This window comes from Luteibacter yeojuensis (genome assembly GCF_000964085.1).
Taxonomy (GTDB): Bacteria; Pseudomonadota; Gammaproteobacteria; order Xanthomonadales; family Rhodanobacteraceae; genus Luteibacter; species Luteibacter yeojuensis_A.
Genome location: NZ_JZRB01000015.1, coordinates 1 through 16643 on the forward strand (window position 1 = coordinate 1; position 16643 = coordinate 16643).

The 16643-nt window shown below is 67.9% G+C and carries 13 protein-coding genes; 8 read left to right on the forward strand and 5 right to left on the reverse strand.

The annotated features are described in order from the left end of the window. Positions 1 to 39: 39 nt before the first annotated feature. From VI08_RS07665 to VI08_RS07675, 3 genes are all read right to left on the reverse strand, one after another. Entirely contained in the window at positions 40 to 387 is a 348-nt protein-coding gene (locus VI08_RS07665; protein ID WP_052697765.1) for a DUF4377 domain-containing protein, read from the reverse strand. Between the two features lie 163 nt (positions 388 to 550). Then, positions 551 to 3244 carry a pyruvate dehydrogenase (acetyl-transferring), homodimeric type gene (gene aceE / locus VI08_RS07670; RefSeq protein WP_045828984.1) on the reverse strand — a complete coding sequence of 898 codons (2694 nt, stop codon included), beginning with the start codon at positions 3242 to 3244 and terminating at the stop codon, positions 551 to 553. A 238-nt stretch (positions 3245 to 3482) separates the two neighbouring features. Next, positions 3483 to 5777, reverse strand: a complete 2295-nt coding sequence (locus VI08_RS07675) for an NADP-dependent malic enzyme (protein ID WP_045828985.1) — start codon at positions 5775 to 5777, stop codon at positions 3483 to 3485. 190 nt (positions 5778 to 5967) lie between these two features. On the opposite strand from VI08_RS07675, the gene VI08_RS07680 reads away from it, so the two are divergent. Continuing rightward, a complete protein-coding gene (locus VI08_RS07680; protein WP_084621366.1) occupies positions 5968 to 7599 on the forward strand; it encodes a reprolysin-like metallopeptidase in 1632 nt (543 codons plus the stop codon). A 4-nt stretch (positions 7600 to 7603) separates the two neighbouring features. Here VI08_RS07680 and VI08_RS07685 read toward each other — a convergent pair whose 3' ends face one another. After that, positions 7604 to 8884: a flavohemoglobin expression-modulating QEGLA motif protein gene (locus VI08_RS07685; RefSeq protein ID WP_045828987.1), complete on the reverse strand. Its 1281-nt coding sequence runs from the start codon at positions 8882 to 8884 to the stop codon at positions 7604 to 7606. A 75-nt stretch (positions 8885 to 8959) separates the two neighbouring features. Then, positions 8960 to 9706 (reverse strand): ferredoxin--NADP reductase, encoded by a 747-nt coding sequence (locus tag VI08_RS07690; protein WP_045828988.1) that lies wholly within the window; start codon positions 9704 to 9706, stop codon positions 8960 to 8962. 82 nt (positions 9707 to 9788) lie between these two features. On the opposite strand from VI08_RS07690, the gene VI08_RS07695 reads away from it, so the two are divergent. From VI08_RS07695 to VI08_RS07725, 7 genes are all read left to right on the forward strand, one after another. Then, complete coding sequence (locus VI08_RS07695) at positions 9789 to 10721, forward strand: ABC transporter ATP-binding protein (RefSeq protein WP_045828989.1); 933 nt, start codon at positions 9789 to 9791, stop codon at positions 10719 to 10721. Beyond that, positions 10718 to 11485, forward strand: a complete 768-nt coding sequence (locus VI08_RS07700) for an ABC transporter permease (RefSeq protein WP_045828990.1) — start codon at positions 10718 to 10720, stop codon at positions 11483 to 11485. The genes VI08_RS07695 and VI08_RS07700 overlap by 4 nt, the downstream gene beginning before the upstream one ends. Then, positions 11485 to 12204: a pseudouridine synthase gene (locus tag VI08_RS07705; RefSeq protein ID WP_045828991.1), complete on the forward strand. Its 720-nt coding sequence runs from the start codon at positions 11485 to 11487 to the stop codon at positions 12202 to 12204. Before VI08_RS07700 ends, VI08_RS07705 begins: the two co-directional genes overlap by 1 nt. 148 nt (positions 12205 to 12352) lie before the next feature. Beyond that, positions 12353 to 13498, forward strand: a complete 1146-nt coding sequence (locus tag VI08_RS07710) for a hypothetical protein (RefSeq protein WP_045828992.1) — start codon at positions 12353 to 12355, stop codon at positions 13496 to 13498. Between the two features lie 8 nt (positions 13499 to 13506). Beyond that, complete coding sequence (locus VI08_RS07715; RefSeq protein ID WP_157006457.1) at positions 13507 to 14511, forward strand: hypothetical protein; 1005 nt, start codon at positions 13507 to 13509, stop codon at positions 14509 to 14511. Continuing rightward, a complete protein-coding gene (locus VI08_RS07720) occupies positions 14508 to 15566 on the forward strand; it encodes a hypothetical protein (RefSeq protein WP_157006460.1) in 1059 nt (352 codons plus the stop codon). Before VI08_RS07715 ends, VI08_RS07720 begins: the two co-directional genes overlap by 4 nt. Next, positions 15563 to 16636 (forward strand): hypothetical protein, encoded by a 1074-nt coding sequence (locus tag VI08_RS07725; RefSeq protein ID WP_045828995.1) that lies wholly within the window; start codon positions 15563 to 15565, stop codon positions 16634 to 16636. Before VI08_RS07720 ends, VI08_RS07725 begins: the two co-directional genes overlap by 4 nt. The last annotated feature ends 7 nt before the right edge of the window (positions 16637 to 16643 follow it).

Sequence of the window (16643 nt, forward strand, 5' to 3'; positions counted from 1 at the left end):
GTAATCCGCGAAGAACCTTTTTTTATGGCCCGCCCACGCTCACGGCGTGGGCGGCTTGTCCACCGGGTGCTGCTCGACGATCTTCTCCACGCGCCAGTGCACGCGCGAGGCATCGGCCGGCGGGTTTTTCACTTCGAGTTCGGTGACCTTCACCAGGTACTCGTTGCCCGGCTTCCAGTCGAAGTTTTCGATGGGTGCGTAGTTGAGCTGCCAGGGCTGGCTGGGCTGCTCGCGGTATTGCAGGCATTCGGTCTGCATCGCGCCGGCGCTGCAGGGGACCTTCTCGGCGGCGATGTAAACGAGGCGCTCGCGCGAGCCGTGGTGCCCGCCGGTCGTGGCGCAGGCCGCAAGCGCAAGGAGTGGCAGGGCGATGAGTGCGTTGCGCATGGCGCGGTTTCCGTTGTGGAGCTTGCCCACAGGAATACCAGCTTGCGCCGCCGCGCACCATCGACAAGGCGTGACGGAAAAAGGGCAATTCGATGGCAGGGCCAGAAATGACTGTGGGAGCCCGCTTGCAGGCTCCCACACAGTTGTATCCGCTTTCCCCGCTTTAGACGGTCATCGGGTTCGGCTTGTCCACGTCCAGCTTGTATTCCTTGATGGCGCGGCTGACGTCCTTCGCGTTGACCTTGCCGTCCTTCGCGAGGGCGGCGAGCGCAGCGTGGGCGATCCAGTAGCGGTCCACTTCGAAGTGCGAACGCAGGTTGGCGCGGGTATCGCTACGGCCGTAACCGTCGGTGCCCAGCGTGGTGTAGCGCATGCCATCGGGCATGAACGCGCGCACCTGGTCGGAGAACTCGCGGACATAGTCGGTGGCGGCGATGGCCGGGCCCTGGCGATCGGCGAGCAGGCCGGTGATGTACGGCACGCGCTGCGGTGCCTCCGGGTGCAGGCGGTTCCAGCGCTCGGCGTCGAAACCTTCGCGGCGCACCTCGGTGAAGCTCGGCACGGACCAGATATCGGCGGTGACGCCGAAATCCTTCTCGAGCAGCTCGGCGGCGGCAATGACTTCGCGCAGGATGGTGCCCGAACCCAGCAGCTGCACGCGCGGCTCGTTCTTCTTCGGCTTGCCGGCGTCCTTGAACAGGTACATGCCCTTGATGATGCCTTCCTCGCTGCCCTTGGGCATGTCGGGGTGGGCGTAGTTCTCGTTCATCACGGTGATGTAGTAGTACACATCCTCCTGCTCCTGCATCATGCGGCGCGTGCCGTCCTGCAGCACCACCGCCAGCTCGTACGAGAAGGTGGGGTCGTACGACACGACGTTGGGGATGGCGCCCGACAGCAGGTGCGAGTGGCCATCCTCGTGCTGCAGGCCTTCGCCGTTCAGCGTGGTGCGGCCCGAAGTGCCGCCGATGAGGAAGCCACGCGCGCGCATGTCGCCGGCGGCCCAGCAAAGGTCGCCGATGCGCTGGAAGCCGAACATCGAGTAGTAGATGAAGAACGGCAGCATCGGGGTATTGCTGATGCTGTAGCTGGTGGCGGCGGCGAGCCAGGCGCTCATGCCGCCGGCTTCGCTGATGCCTTCCTGCAGCACCTGGCCCTTCTGGTCTTCACGGTAGTAAAGCAGCTGGTCGGCGTCCTGCGGGCGGTACTTCTGGCCGAACGGCGCGTAGATGCCGATCTGGCGGAACATGCCCTCCATGCCGAAGGTGCGGGCCTCGTCGGCCACGATGGGCACGATGCGCGGGCCAAGCTCCTTGTCGCGCAGCATGAGGTTCATGCCACGGACGAGCGCCATGGTGGTGGAGATCTCGCGATCGCCGGTGCCCTTGGTGATCTGCTCGAACGCCTCGAGGCCCGGGGCCTTGAACGACTGGTCGGCCTTGCGGCGGCGCTGCGGCAGCGAACCGCCGAGCGCGCGGCGGCGCTCGAGCATGTACTGCACTTCGTCCGAGTCCTTGCCCGGGTGGAAGTACGGCACCTCGTCGAGCTTGTCGTCGGGCACCGGGATATTGAAGCGGTCGCGGAAGGCGCGGATGGCGTCCGTGTCCATCTTCTTCTGGTTGTGCGCCGGGTTCTGCGATTCGCCCGCGGCGCCCATGCCGTAGCCCTTCACCGTCTTGGCGAGGATCACGGTGGGCATGCCCTTGGTGTTCATCGCCGCGTGGTACGCCGCGTACACCTTGTGCGGGTCGTGGCCACCACGGTTGAGGCGCCAGATGTCGTCGTCGGACATGTTGGCGACCAGCGCGGCGGTTTCCGGGTACTTGCCGAAGAACTTCTCGCGCGTGTACGCGCCGCCGAAGGCCTTGCATGCCTGGTACTCGCCGTCGACCGTTTCCATCATGAGCTGGCGCAGCTTGCCCGAGGTATCGCGGGCGAGGAGCGGATCCCAGTAGCTGCCCCACACCACCTTGATGGCGTTCCAGCCGGCGCCGCGGAAGACGCCTTCCAGTTCCTGGATGATCTTGCCGTTGCCGCGCACCGGGCCATCGAGGCGCTGCAGGTTGCAGTTGATGACGAAGATGAGGTTATCGAGGCCTTCGCGGCCGGCGAGGGCGATGGCGCCCAGCGATTCCGGCTCGTCCGATTCACCGTCGCCCATGAAGCACCAGATCTTGCGATCGGACTTGGGCATGAGGCCGCGGTGCTCGAGGTACTTCCAGAACTGCGCCTGGTAGATGGCCTGGATGGGGCCGAGGCCCATGGACACCGTGGGCACCTGCCAGTAATCCGGCATGAGCCAGGGGTGCGGGTACGAGGACAGGCCGCGGCCCTTGCCGGCCACTTCCATGCGGAAGAGATCGAGCTGGTCTTCGGTGAGGCGGCCCTCGAGGAACGAGCGCGCGTACACGCCAGGGGCCGAGTGGCCCTGGTGGAACACCAGGTCGCCCGGGTGCTCGGCGCTGGGGGCGCGCCAGAAATGGTTGAAGCCCACGTCGTACAGCGTGGCCGACGAGGCGAAGCTGGAGATGTGGCCGCCCAGGTCGCCCGGCTTGCGGTTGGCGCGCACGACGGTGGCCAGCGCGTTCCAGCGGATAAGCGAGCGGATGCGCCACTCGAGGGCGGCGTCGCCCGGGCTGCGCGCTTCCATGTGCGGCGGGATGGTGTTGACGTATTCCGTGGTCGGGTCGAACGGCAGGTAACCACCGGCGCGACGCGTGGAATCGACCATGCGCTCCAGGAGGTAGTGGGCGCGTTCCGTGCCATCGTGGTTGATGACCGCGTTAAGCGATTCGACCCATTCCCGGGTTTCGGTAGGGTCGAGGTCCTGGTTGAGCGTGTCGTCGATCTGGTCCATGGAAGCTCCGGCTGCGCCTGGGCGCGCACGTGGGGACTGAAGAGATCCGCTGGGGGGCGGGAAAACCTGTTGATAATACCGCATCGTCCCGGCATACGCGGCGGTACGGGGCGGTTGAATCGATCCAAACCTTGTAGGAGCCCACCCCGTGGGCGACAGCTATTCGCGGTGCGCCCCACGCTAGCCGGCGTTGTCGCGAAAGGCGTCGCCCACGGAGTGGGCTCCTACAATCAATGGCTTACGATCCGCGCGGCTTCACACCAGCACGGATCTGCGCTTCCACGCAGGCCACCGAGGTCATGTTCACCACCCGGCGGACCGTCGCCTGCGGGGTGAGGATGTGCGCCGGCTTGGCCACGCCCATGAGGATGGGGCCGATCACCACGCCGTCGCACAGCACGCGGACCATGTTGTAGGCGGTGTTGGCCGCATCCAGGGTCGGGAACACGAAGACGTTGGCCTTACCTTCCAGGCGCGAGTTCGGGAAGATGCGCTCGCGCAGCTCGGGCTCGAGCGCCACGTCGGCCTGCATCTCGCCTTCCACCTCCAGCTTGGGCACGCGTTCGCGGATCAGCTTCAGCGCATCGCGCATCTTCCGCGAGTTGCGCGTCTCGCGGCTGCCGAAATTGGAGTTCGACAGCAGCGCGATCTTCGGCTGGATGCCGAACAGCTTCAGGCGGATGGAGGCCTGCAGCGTGGCTTCGGCGATCTGCTCGGGGGTCGGGTCTTCCTGCACGTAGGTGTCGAGGAAGAAGAACGTACCCTTCTCGGTGGCCACGGCCGCCATGGCCGAAGCCTCGCAGACGCTCTCATCCAGGCCGATGATGTCGCGGATGTAGTCGAGCTTGCTCTGGTAGGTGCCCACCAGGCCGCAGATCATCGCGTCGGCTTCGCCGCGCTCGACCATCAGCGCCGCGATGACCGTGGGCCGCGAACGCACCACCGCCTTGGCCGACGCCGGCGTGACGCCACGGCGCTCCATGATCGAGTGGTAAAGCTTCCAATAGTCTTCAAAGCGCGGATCCGAGTGGATGTTGCACATCTCGAAATCGACGCCCGGCTTCAGGCGCAGGCCCGCGCGGGCGATGCGCTTCTCGATGACATCGGGGCGGCCGACCAGGATGGGCCGGGCCAGGCCTTCGTCCACCACCGTCTGCACGGCGCGCAGCACGGTTTCTTCCTCGCCCTCGGCGTACACCACGCGCTTGGGGTCGGCCTTGGCGCGGTCGAACACCGGCTTCATGAGCAGGCCGGTGCGGAACACGAAGCTGGTGAGCTTCTCGATGTAGGCCGGGAAGTCTTCCATCGGCCGCTGGGCCACGCCGGAATCCATGGCCGCACGGGCGATGGCCGGCGGCAGCTGGATCAGCAGGCGCGGATCGAACGGCTGCGGGATGAGGTATTCCGGACCGAAGCTGGGCGGCTTGCCGCCGTAGGCGCGCGCGCTGACATCGGACGATTCACGCCGGGCCAGCTCCGCGATGGCCTTGACGCAGGCCACCTTCATGGCCTCGTTGATCACCGTGGCGCCGACGTCCAGCGCGCCGCGGAACAGGTAGGGGAAGCACAGCGCGTTGTTTACCTGGTTCGGGTAATCCGAACGGCCCGTGGCCATGATGCAATCGGGGCGGACGGCCTTGGCGTCTTCCGGCAGGATCTCGGGGTTCGGGTTGGCCAGCGCGAAGATGATGGGGCGTTCCGCCATCGTCGCGACCATCTCCGGCTTCAGGATGCCGCCGGCCGAAAGGCCAAGGAAGATATCCGCGCCCTCGACGATCTCGGCCAGCGTGCGCTTGTCGGTATCGCGCGCGTAGCGCGCCTTGTCCGGGTCGAGGTCGGTGCGGCCGGTGTGCAGCACGCCGTCGCGATCGAACGCGAGGATGTTTTCCTTCTTCATGCCCAGGGTAACGAGCATATCGACACAGGAGATGCCCGCCGCGCCCATGCCGGTGGTGGCGAGCTTCACGTCCTCGATCTTCTTGCCGGTTACCAGCAGCGCGTTGAGCACCGCGGCGCCGACGATGATGGCGGTGCCGTGCTGGTCATCATGGAATACCGGGATCTTCATGCGCTCGCGGAGCTTGCGCTCGACGACGAAACACTCCGGTGCCTTGATGTCCTCGAGGTTGATGCCACCGAAGGTGGGCTCGAGGCTGGCGATGATGTCGACCAGCTTGTCGGGGTCGGTCTCGTTGATCTCGATGTCGAAGACGTCGACACCGGCGAACTTCTGGAACAGGACGCCCTTGCCTTCCATCACCGGCTTGCTCGCCAGCGCGCCGATGTTGCCGAGGCCGAGCACCGCGGTGCCGTTGGAGATGACCGCGACGAGGTTGGCGCGCGCGGTGAGTTCGGCGGCTTCCTGCGGGTCGGCCACGATGGCGTCGCATGCCGCGGCGACGCCGGGCGAATACGCGAGCGAGAGATCGCGCTGGGTCAGCAGTGACGTGGTCGGCGTGACCTTGATCTTGCCCGGGCGGGGAAGGCGGTGGTACTCGAGGGCGGCTTGCCTCAGTTCCTCGGAGATGGCCATGGGATCCTGTGGGAGAAGCTGGTCGGAAACCCCGATGTTAACACCGCGCCGACACGCGCCCGCCCTTGCGGTGAGTGGCTTTCCGACAAGCAGTGATAGCCAGCGCCTACGCATTCTGTAGGCGCATACCTGCATTGCGAATCCATGCGGATGCGTACGCTTTGACCTCCCGCCACCACCCGAGGTCACCATGCGCCCATTGCTGTGTCGTTTCCTGGCTTGCGGGGCGTGGGCGCTGGCCACCCGGGCGGTGGCGGGTCCCGACCACCTCGCCGACGCACGCGCGCCGCTGTTTGCCCTGGCGCCCGGTGGCGTCGCGTCGGCCGAGGTCGTGCTGCCCGTCGACGGGGCCACCACCGCGCGCTTCCGCATGGTCGATTCGGGCACCCTGCCCGCCGACCTGCGCCGCCGGTTCCCCGCGCTGCGCAGCTTCCGCGGCAACGACGCCACCGGCCGCGCCGCCCGGCTGGATTTCGCCCGTGGCACGGCCCGGCTCGCGGTACGGGAGGCCGATGGGCGCTGGCTGTCGGCGGTTTCGCCGCTGCCCGCCCCGGGCGCGGCATCCCCGGGCCACGCCCATCTGCAACCCGCCATGGCGCGCGCGGTTGCGCGGCCCACCACCCGGGCGGCGGCCATGGCCGCCCACGGCAACCTGCATTACACCTTCCGCCTGGCGGTGGCGGCCGACAGCCACTTCGTCGCCGCCAACGGCGGCAGCCGGGATGCCGCGCTCGGTGCCATCGCCCACCTGGTCAACCGGGCCAACGAGGTACTGGAAACCGATCTCGGCGTGAGCATGGTGCTGGCCGCCCATGCCGAGCGGCTCGTGCTCACCGATACCGAAGGCGATGCGCTGCGCCACGGCGAGCCCATGGCGGCGGCGGTCACGCTCATCGAACGGCGGCTTGGCGCACGGGCCTACGATATCGGCCATGCGTTCGTGGCCGGGCGCGGCCGGGGCGGGCAGCCCCGTACGTCGTGCAGCGATTCGCTCGCTGGGCTTTACCATGCCGCGCACAAGGCCGCGGCATGGAGCAGCGGCGCCACCACCGAACACGCGTTCGCGGCGTTTGTCGCCGGCCTCGGCGCCCAACTCGGCGCGCAGCCCGTGGCGAACCTTTGCACGGGTTGCCTCGCCTTCCACGGCTTGCAGATCGCGCAGGTGCGTGCATGGCTTGGGTCGCGCGGCGGCCGCTGCGCCCGCAAGCACGTGGTCGATGCCGCGGCACCATGGATCGAGCCCCCACCCCCCGACGAGCCCATCGTCATCCCGGCACGCACGCCGTTCTGGCTCGACGCCCTCGTGGTGCCGTCGATGCCCGGCCGGTGGCTTTCCTACGCGTGGGACGCGATCGACGCGCAGCCCTGGTTCGATGCCACGGCGCCACAAGCCCAGCCGCGGCGCGCGTTCACCGCACCCTTGCCCAGCACATCGCGCGACATGGCCTTCCGCCTCACGGTGCGCGACCACGGCGGCGCCGCGGCCACGGTGGCCAGTAGTGATGTACACGTGCGCGTCGTCGATACCGGGCGCCCGTTCGCCCTGGCAAGCACCGGCGATGCGCACGCCGGTGGGCCCATCGACATCCACTGGGACCCTGCCGGCACACCCGAACCACCCATCGCGTGCCATTTCCTCGATGCCACGCTATCCACGGACGGAGGCGTGTCGTGGCGCATGCTGGCGCGTGACGTAGCCAACACGGGGGCCGCCCGGATCACCCTGCCCGCGGGCATCACCAGTGACGACGCGCGCCTGCGCCTCGCCTGCGACTGGCGCCCGTTCTTCGCGGAGTCACCCACGCCATTCCGTATCCGCTAGCGGCTCACAGGCCGAGCGAGATTTCCTCGGCTTCCACGCCTGCCATGTGGATGTGGTTGACGAACAGCGAGAACGCCAGCTTGCCGGCCAGGCCATGCACGTGCTGCATCCACGGCGGCAGGTAGCGCGGGGCGGCGATGTCGCCGTTTTCAAAGTGCGCCTCCAGCGACATCACGTCGTGGAGCGCGAGCTTGCCGGCGAACAGGTTGCGCAGCAGGTCGAGGCGGCGCTGGCGCAGCGCCCAACGGAAGAACGTGTGCACGGCTAGCAGGCCGGTGAGGTAGACGTTGTCCTTGGCGAACGCCGACCCACCCGTGAGCGGCACGCCGCGGAACACGCGCTGCGCCGAATGGAAGCTATCGGGCACGCTCTGGCCGCAGACGCGGAAGTAGCGGAACACCTCGACGAAGTCCGCGCCGTTCATCGCCATGTCGATGGCGAGGATGCGCAGGCTGATGCGCTTCAGCCGCGAGATGTCGATGGCGCCGGACATCAGCTCGGCGAACACCGCCAGGCCTTCCTGCGTAGCCGTGACGCGCGGCGAGGTACGCGCCAGCGAGGCCAGCACTGGCTGCTCGCGCCCGTTAAGCGCCGTGAGCGAATGCACGAAGGCTTCGTGCGCCAGCAACTGGTGGCGGTCGTACTCGGTGAAGCGCGCACCGCCGCGCAGGCGGATGCGCGTGGCACCGGCCGCGGCCTTGGCGGTGAGCTCGGGGTCCACTTCCACGGCGATGGTGCCGGGGGCGAAAAAGGCATCCAGCCTGGCCGTCATGTCGCGGCGCAGCTCGTCGGCGCTGATGTGGCCGGCGGCGTCCTCGGTCTCGAGGTCGGCGCCCAGCTCATCGGCCAGGTTCACGAAGTACGCCGCGGCATCGAGGTTGCTGCGGCTGCTGCCCGGTATCGCGTCGCCCGGGCGGCCGTAGAGCAGCACCGAGGCCTCGGTGACCCCGTCGGTGCCCGCGGCCTCGAGCATGCGGGTGGCCACCCGCCATGACTCGGCCGTGCGGCGCAGGTAATCGGCGATCGGGTGGTCTTCGCTCGCCTCGGCCTCGATGACCTCGAGCTCGGCGCGGGTTTCCGAAAGGTCGGGCGGGTTGTAGCGAATCTCCGGCACCGACAGGCGCCCGGCGCTGAATTCCTCGATCAGCCGCTCTTCCACCGAGGCCGGCCACGACACCGTGGGCAGGATGCGGATGTTGCGGACGGCGCCCAGGAGGCGCTGGTCGAGGTCCGCGTAGCGGCGCATTTCCGGGGAAAGCGGCGGGGTTTCAGCCTTGGCGTGCATGCGCGGAGTATATGAGGCCCTGTGGGAGCGCGCTTGCCCCCGACGCGGGGGTAAACGCGCGATTTGAGTCGCGTCTCAACGCGACGAAATATATTTCTCTCGACGAATGTGCTGGACCGCCAACCCGTGCTCCTTCAGTGCCGAAAACGCCGCATCCACCATGTTCGGGTTGCCGCACAGGTAGGCGATATCCTCGTCGGCCGTGGGCTCCAGCTCGGCCAGCACGTCCTGGACATAACCCAAGCGGTCGTGCGGGCGGGGGTTGGGGCGGGCGCCACGGCTGAAGCAGGGGTGGAAGCTGAAGCCCTCGTGCTTGCGTGCGAAGGCATCGAATTCCTCGCCATAGAGCAGTTCGCCCTCGTTCCGGGCCCCGTAAAGCAGGACGAAACGGCAGCCGCGCGAGGCCATGAGGGCCTCGATCTGGGGCAGCATGGCCCTGTATGGGGTGACGCCCGTGCCCGTGGCGATGAGGATGTAGCGTGTGTTCTGGTCACCATCCATGAGGCAAAACCGGCCGTAGGGGCCGCTGGCGTCGATGGTGCCGCCGGCATCCAGGCCGCCCAGGAGCTTCGTGGCGGCCCCGCCCTCGACATAGCTCACGGCGATCTCGATGCGCTGGACCGGGCCGGTGCCATCGCCCACGGTACCCACCGAGTAGCTGCGCTTGGTGGCCTTGCCGTCGTCGTAATGGAAGTGCACCTGGAGGAACTGGCCCGGCACGAAGGCCAGCGGCTGGCCGTCCACCCGCTCGAAGGCCAGGTGCCGCACCGAGGGGGCGAGCATGAAGCTGTCGGCGAGGCGGAGCTGGAATTGTTCGGCCATGGAAAGTCTCTGTTGACGCTGGGGAACAGGGTCGCCCGGCAAAGCCCGGTATAATAGGCGGCTTGTCATCCCGGCGCAGCCCATGACCACTCCTGCCTTACACGTCAAAGATTTACGCAAAACCTACGGCAACGGCGTCGAGGCCCTGAAAGGGGTCTCGCTCACCGTCGAGCCGGGCGATTTCTTCGCCCTGCTTGGCCCCAACGGCGCCGGCAAGTCCACCCTCATCGGCATCCTGTCGTCCCTGGTGAACGCCACCTCGGGCGATGCCGAGGTGTTCGGGGTATCGATCCACAAGCAGCGCAGCGAAGCGATGCGCCTGATCGGCCTGGTGCCCCAGGAGATCAACTTCAACCAGTTCGAGAAGCCGTTCGACATCTGCGTGAACCAGGCCGGCTTCTACGGCATTGGCCGCGCCGAGGCCTCGGCCCGGGCGGAGAAGTACCTGCGCGAGCTGCGGCTTTGGGACAAGGCGCACGAGCAGGCACGCACGCTCTCCGGCGGCATGAAGCGCCGCCTCATGATCGCCCGCGCCATGATGAACGAGCCGAAGCTGCTCATCCTCGACGAGCCCACCGCGGGCGTCGACATCGAGATCCGCCGCTCCATGTGGCAGTTCGTCAGTGGCATCAACGCCGCGGGCACCACCGTCATCCTCACCACGCATTACCTTGAGGAAGCGGAGCAGCTCTGCCGCAACATCGCCATCATCGACCAGGGCCGCATCGTGAAGAACACCACGATGAAGAGCCTGCTCTCCACGCTCGACGTGGAAACCTTCGTGCTGGACGTGAACCGCAGCGGCGGCGAGCTGCCCGCGCTGCCCGGTGTCACGCTGCGCGTCATCGACGACCACACGCTGGAAGCCGAGATGTCGCGCGCCCACGATCTCAACTCGCTGTTCGCCGCCCTGTCGGCGCACGGCATCACCGTCACGTCGATGCGCAACAAAGCCAACCGCCTCGAGGAACTCTTCGTGCGCCTGGTCGAACACGGCCGGGAGAACGCCGCATGAGCAACCACCTGATCGCCCTGGGTACCATCGTACGCCGCGAGATCGTCCGCATCCTGCGCATCTGGACGCAGACGCTGATACCGCCGGCCATCACGATGACGCTCTACTTCGTCATCTTCGGCAAGCTCATCGGCAGCCGCATCGGCACCATGCATGGTTTCACCTACATGCAGTACATCGTGCCGGGCCTGGTCATGATGAGTATCATCACCAACAGCTACGGCAACATCTCGTCCTCGTTCTTCGGCGCCAAGTTCGGCCGCTTCGTGGAAGAGATGCTGGTGTCGCCCATGCCGAACTGGGTCATCCTGCTGGGCTATGTCACCGGTGCCGTCACGCGTGGCGTCATCGTCGGCGCACTGGTGCTCACCATCGCCCTGTTCTTCACCGACCTGCACGTGGCGCACCCGTTCACCACGTTCTTCTCGGTGCTGCTCGGCGCCACGGTGTTTTCGCTGGCGGGTTTCGTCAACGCGGTGTTTGCCAAGAAGTTCGATGACATCGCACTGGTGCCCACCTTCGTGCTCACCCCACTTACCTACCTGGGCGGCGTGTTCTACTCGGTCGACCTGCTGAGCGAGCCCTGGCACAGCATTTCGCTGGTGAACCCCATCCTTTACATGGTGAATGCCTTCCGCTTCGGCGTGCTGGGCGTCAGCGACGTGCCCATCGTCACCGCGTTCGTCGTCATGGGCGTGTTCGTGGTGGGCCTCAGCGCCGTGGCGCTTCGCCTGCTCAGCCGCGGCGTGGGCCTGCGCTCGTAGTGCGCGTAAACAAGTACATCGCCGAGTCCGGCCTGTGCTCGCGCCGCGAGGCCGACGAGCTGCTGCAGGCCGGGCGCGTCATGATCAACGACGAGGTCGTCGGCATGGGCGCCAAGGCGCTCGATGGCGACGTGGTGAAGGTCGATGGCGAGGTGGTGGTGGCCCGCACCGTCGCACCTGAGTCGGCAAAGAACCGTGGCGTGTACATCGCCCTGAACAAGCCGGTGGGCATCACCTGCACCACGGATACCACGGTGGACGGCAATATCGTCGACTTCGTCGACCATCCGCAGCGCATCTTCCCCATCGGCCGCCTCGACAAGGATTCCGAAGGGCTGATCCTGCTCACCAGCAATGGCGACATCGTCAACGAGATCCTCCGCGCCGAGAACCACCACGAGAAGGAATACCTCGTCGGCGTGAACAAGGCGGTGACGGATGAGTTCCTCGCCGGCATGGCGCGCGGCGTGCGCATCCACAACCAGATGACCAAGCCGTGCAAGGTCCGCAAGATCGCCAAATTCGGCTTCGGCATCACGCTTACGCAAGGCCTCAACCGGCAGATCCGCCTCATGGCGGCGGCGTTCGGCTACCGGGTCACCCAGCTGCGCCGCGTGCGCATCATCAACGTGAAACTCGGCCACCTGAAGCCTGGCCAGTGGCGCAACCTCACCGAGGCCGAGCTGAAGGGCCTGCTGCCAAACCGCACGCGCTGGTAGGCCAGCCTCTCGTGTAGGCGCAGACCTACACTCAGCCGAGCGAGATCGGAAGCATCAGCGCGTGCTTCGCCGACATATCTTCCCGTACTCCTGCCGCATGCTAGGCGAGGCTTGACCAAGCCCAGCATGCACAGGAGTTACCCACGACATGACGTCACTACGCCGCCTCGCGCTCGCCGCGTGCGCGCTCCCCCTCACGGCGCAGGCCGCCCGCCCACTCACGCTCCACGACGATATCCATCGCGCGCTGGTGCGCGCCATGGCCCACGCGGATAGTTTCGACGCGACCACCGATGGCGCGCCGGGTGGCCGCACGCGCCACCTGCTGGCGCAACTCCTGGTGCGCCCGGGCGAGTTCTACAGCCCCCTGGCGGCCAGCCCCACCTTCACCAACGAGCTTTGGTGGCCGGACTTCATCGCCACCTTCGAGCGCGGCATTGGCGAGGATGCCGTGCTCCACGGCCTGCAGCGCCAACTCGGCCTGACCCGGGCGCGGCCCGGCATCGACATCGTCCTCGCGCCGGGCGCGGCCGAGGCCTTCCGTGGCCTCGAGGTGGCGGCGAGCGCCCGCAAGGCGGGCATCGACGCCGATATCTTCACCAAGGTGCTCGACATGCATGCGCCACGGGTCATCGAGGCGGCCCACGACGCGGTCGCCCTGCAAATGCTTCGCGACGACATGGCCCGCGTGCCGCGGGCGCTCTGGGTGGCCTATGGTATCGACGATGCGAGCTACCGGCGCTACATGGCGGCGAGCCACGCCGCCGAGCTACGCGAAGACGATACCCGCTACCTGGCGTCGCTTGTCGCCACCGGCATCAGCACGCGCGGCATCGCGCTGGATGCCAACGGCGCGCCGCAACTACCCACGGCGTTTCGCGTCGCGCGTGCCGCGGCCGCGCTCAAGGACAGGGTCGGCTACTACAGCACCCGCCCCTGCTGCGCGGGGGGCGACGTGCACCCCAGCCGCCCACGTGGCCCCACTGCGCTCGACGACAACCAGCCGCTCTGCTTCGTCGCCGCTACCGATCGCGACGTGCTGCGCTGGTTCCACCACGAGGCACGCCTGGAGCATCGCGGCCTGCGCATCCACGAGAACAGCCACGGCACCGCCGCCCGCACGCTGCTCATCGCCAGCCTGCTCATGCCCCTGATGGACCTGGCCGCGTTCGTCGAGGCGGCCGAGGCATCCGCCGCGCGCGAGCTGGCCGAGGCGTCCGTCATGTCCGATACCGAAAGCGATGCCGCCGCATCGCGTGCCGCGAGCCTGGCCTGCAGGATCCACGCACGATGAATACCCGCATGGCTCGCACCCTTTCCCTGGCCATGGCCATGGCGGCGCCGCCGGCATGGGCGTCGCCCCCCGTGCTGCTACCCGGTGGCGGCCACGCCATGGCGCGCCTGGCCCACGATGCCAACGTCCACGCGGAGGCGTTTCGCAAAGCGGTGCTTCTGTCGGACAAGGTCGTACCCTTCAACGGCAGCCCGGTCGCCCTCCGCAAGAGCAGGAAATTCATGACGGCCCTGCAACGCAAGGTCTACAGCGCCACGGTCTCCACGTTCGATTACATCCCGAACAGCGGCCGGGCCACACCGCTACGCATCCACGCGCGCAGCGGGAAATCGCTGGACGCCACGCTGGCCGACATCGTGCGGCACCAGACACCCGGCGATACCAGCGGCTCGGCGTCCGAGGCCGGCGGGCGGGTCAGCGACAACGAGGTGCTGGCGGATGCCGGCGATGCCCGCTTCTATCCGCCATCCGCCGACATCCGTGCCACCAACTTGCAGAAGAAGGACGCCTGGGTGGTCGAACCCTCACCCGAGGCGGGCCCGGCCGATGTCTCGCGGGTCATCCACGGCACCGACGCCGAGCTGAAGACGCTTCGCCAGCTCGAGCACGAGTTTGAACGGAATCCTTCGCTGAGCGAGGCGGGCGGCACGCTCACCGGCTACGTCAGCCAGGAGGTCTGCCATTCGTGCATGGCTGCCTTTGAAAAGTTCGCCAGCGCATACAAGAACATCGACATCACGATCTACTACCTCGACACCACGGCCAAGCCAAGCCAGGCGGCGCTCATCGACACCGTGAGCGACGACATCGACATCGCCAGCAAGGCAAGCTCGGTGCTGCTGCGGAGCGTACGCAGGCAAACGGCGGAGGCGCTACTGGATCCGTCGGTGCTCGCCGCCAGCGACGCGCGCGCTGCCGCCTGGAGCGAGGTGGCATGGTCGGACGACGCCACCCTCGAGCGCATCGCGGCCGCCGAGGCGGGCAGCCTGGGCCTTTCCGAAGCCTGCCCATGATGAGGCGCCTCACATGGCTACTGGCGGTGGTCACCGCGGCCCCGCCCACGGCGGCAGGCTCCGTGCTGGGTCGCCTGCAGGCCGCCCACGCCGCGCAGCTGCCGGGGGCCGCCACGCCCACCAGCGCGCACTATGTCGCACAGCTGCTGCCCGATCCCGCGTCGCCTTACAGCGACCCGATCGCCATGCCTGCTTTTACGAACGAGGTGTACTGGGCGCAGGTCGTCAGCGACATGGGCAGCCCTGAGCCTGTCGTGCTATCGCGACTTCGAACGGAACTCGGGCTGGGCCGCGCACGCCCGGGCGTCGATGTCACGCCCGCACCCGGTTTCCGTGATCCGTTCGTGTCCGCGCACGCCACCCGGGCGGGCCTCGATGCCGACATTTTCTGGCGCATGCTGGACATCCACGGCCACGCCCACGCCATCCGCTTCGCAACGCAGGCGCTGGGCATGCAGTTGCTGCGCGAGCAGGCGCTCGCCGTCGAGCCTGCGCGCCACGCCGCCCTCGGCATCGACACCGGCGTGTTCCACAGGGTGATGGGGGCGCGCCATGCCGACGAGATGAGTGACCACGACCTGCGCTACCTCGACACCCTGGTGCAGCACCGCCTGTTGCACCCACTGCGTGGGACGGGCCTGCCCACGGTGTGGCGCATCGCGCGCATCGCCGCGGCGTTCCGCGATGCGCGGGGTTACCTCGGAGGCTCGCCGTGCCGGCCGGATGCGACGCCCGACCCACGCTTCGCGGGCACGCTCGGCCCGGGTGACACACGCACGCCCTGCCTGGTCGCCGCCCATGACCGTGCCGTGCACAGCTGGTATGTCGACGCGTTGCGGGAGCCCGCCCCGGCGGCCACGCCTGCCCACGGCGCCATGGCGCGCCTCGGCGCGCTGGTGGCCGCCCTGCTGCCCCTGCTCGACATGTTCGCCATCGCGGAGGTCATCGATGCCGCGGTGGCCGACGACCTGGTTTCGGTCGAGGCTGCGTCCCGCGCCGACGCCGAAGCCGCGTCCGAACGGGCGGCGCGCCTCACATGCCGGATCCCGGAATGAACCGCGCCCGCCGCACAGCCCTTGTCGCCGCGTTGCTGGCCGGTTACGTCGCCACCGCATCGGCGGGCCGCTTCACCACCACGCGCATCGACCTCGACGATGGCGCGGTGGTGGCCCTGCTGGAGGCAAGCAGCCAGCGCCATGTCGACGCCATGCGCTCCATCATCAAGGCCAGCTATCCCGGGGGTTATAGCGCACGCCGCTGGGAGATCATCGAGAACCACGCGCGGCGCACGCCCATCGCGCGCGTGCGGTACGAATACCCGCTGGGCCGGAGCACCGCCTTCCGCACCTACCACGCGATGGGTGGGGAACCGCTCTCGCGCATCGCCGCGCTCGCGCTTGGCGGGCCCACGCCACCAGGCACCCCCTCGTCCGCCGGCTCGCCACCCCTTTCGCCGACGTGGTCGGAAGACGACGACACGCCACCCGCGGAACGCGTGAGTGACGACGAACTGGTCGCGGCGGAGGCGGCCGACGCACCGCATTACGCGGCGCCCGACGATACCGACGTTCGCGCGGCGTTCCGGCCCAGCGACCGCACCGTGATGAAGCCGTACTGGCACCAGGGCAGCTACCACGCGCTTGACCCGGAGCAGAAGGCCCTGCGCGCGCTTGAAGACGACATCCTCGATGGCAAGGTGCCACGTGGCGGCAAGGTGCAGGCCTGGCTCAGTTCGGTGGTGTGCGCCACTTGCAGGCGCCCCATCGAGCGCATGGCGGCGGCGTACGACCTGGAGGTGTCGTTCACTGAAATGGTGCCCTTCGTCCCCGCGGACGTCACCCGGGCCGAGATACAGGCGGGCCGGGGCCGGATGAAAGCCTTTCGCCTCGTGCATGCCGACAGCGGCATGCCGCTCGGTGCGTTCGATGCCCTGGACGTGGCACGCGATGCCCAGGTGCGCCAGGCCTTGAGCCCCGCGGCCATCCAGCGCGCGTCGCGTGGCGCGCACTCGCCCATGCGCACGTTCCGCCTGGCCCCACCGCGGCCGCGGCGCGTGACCGAGGGCTCATCACCGTCGAGCTCGCCGCCCCGTGACACCGACGACGAGGCGACAGGCGGCTGCTGAGCGGCCC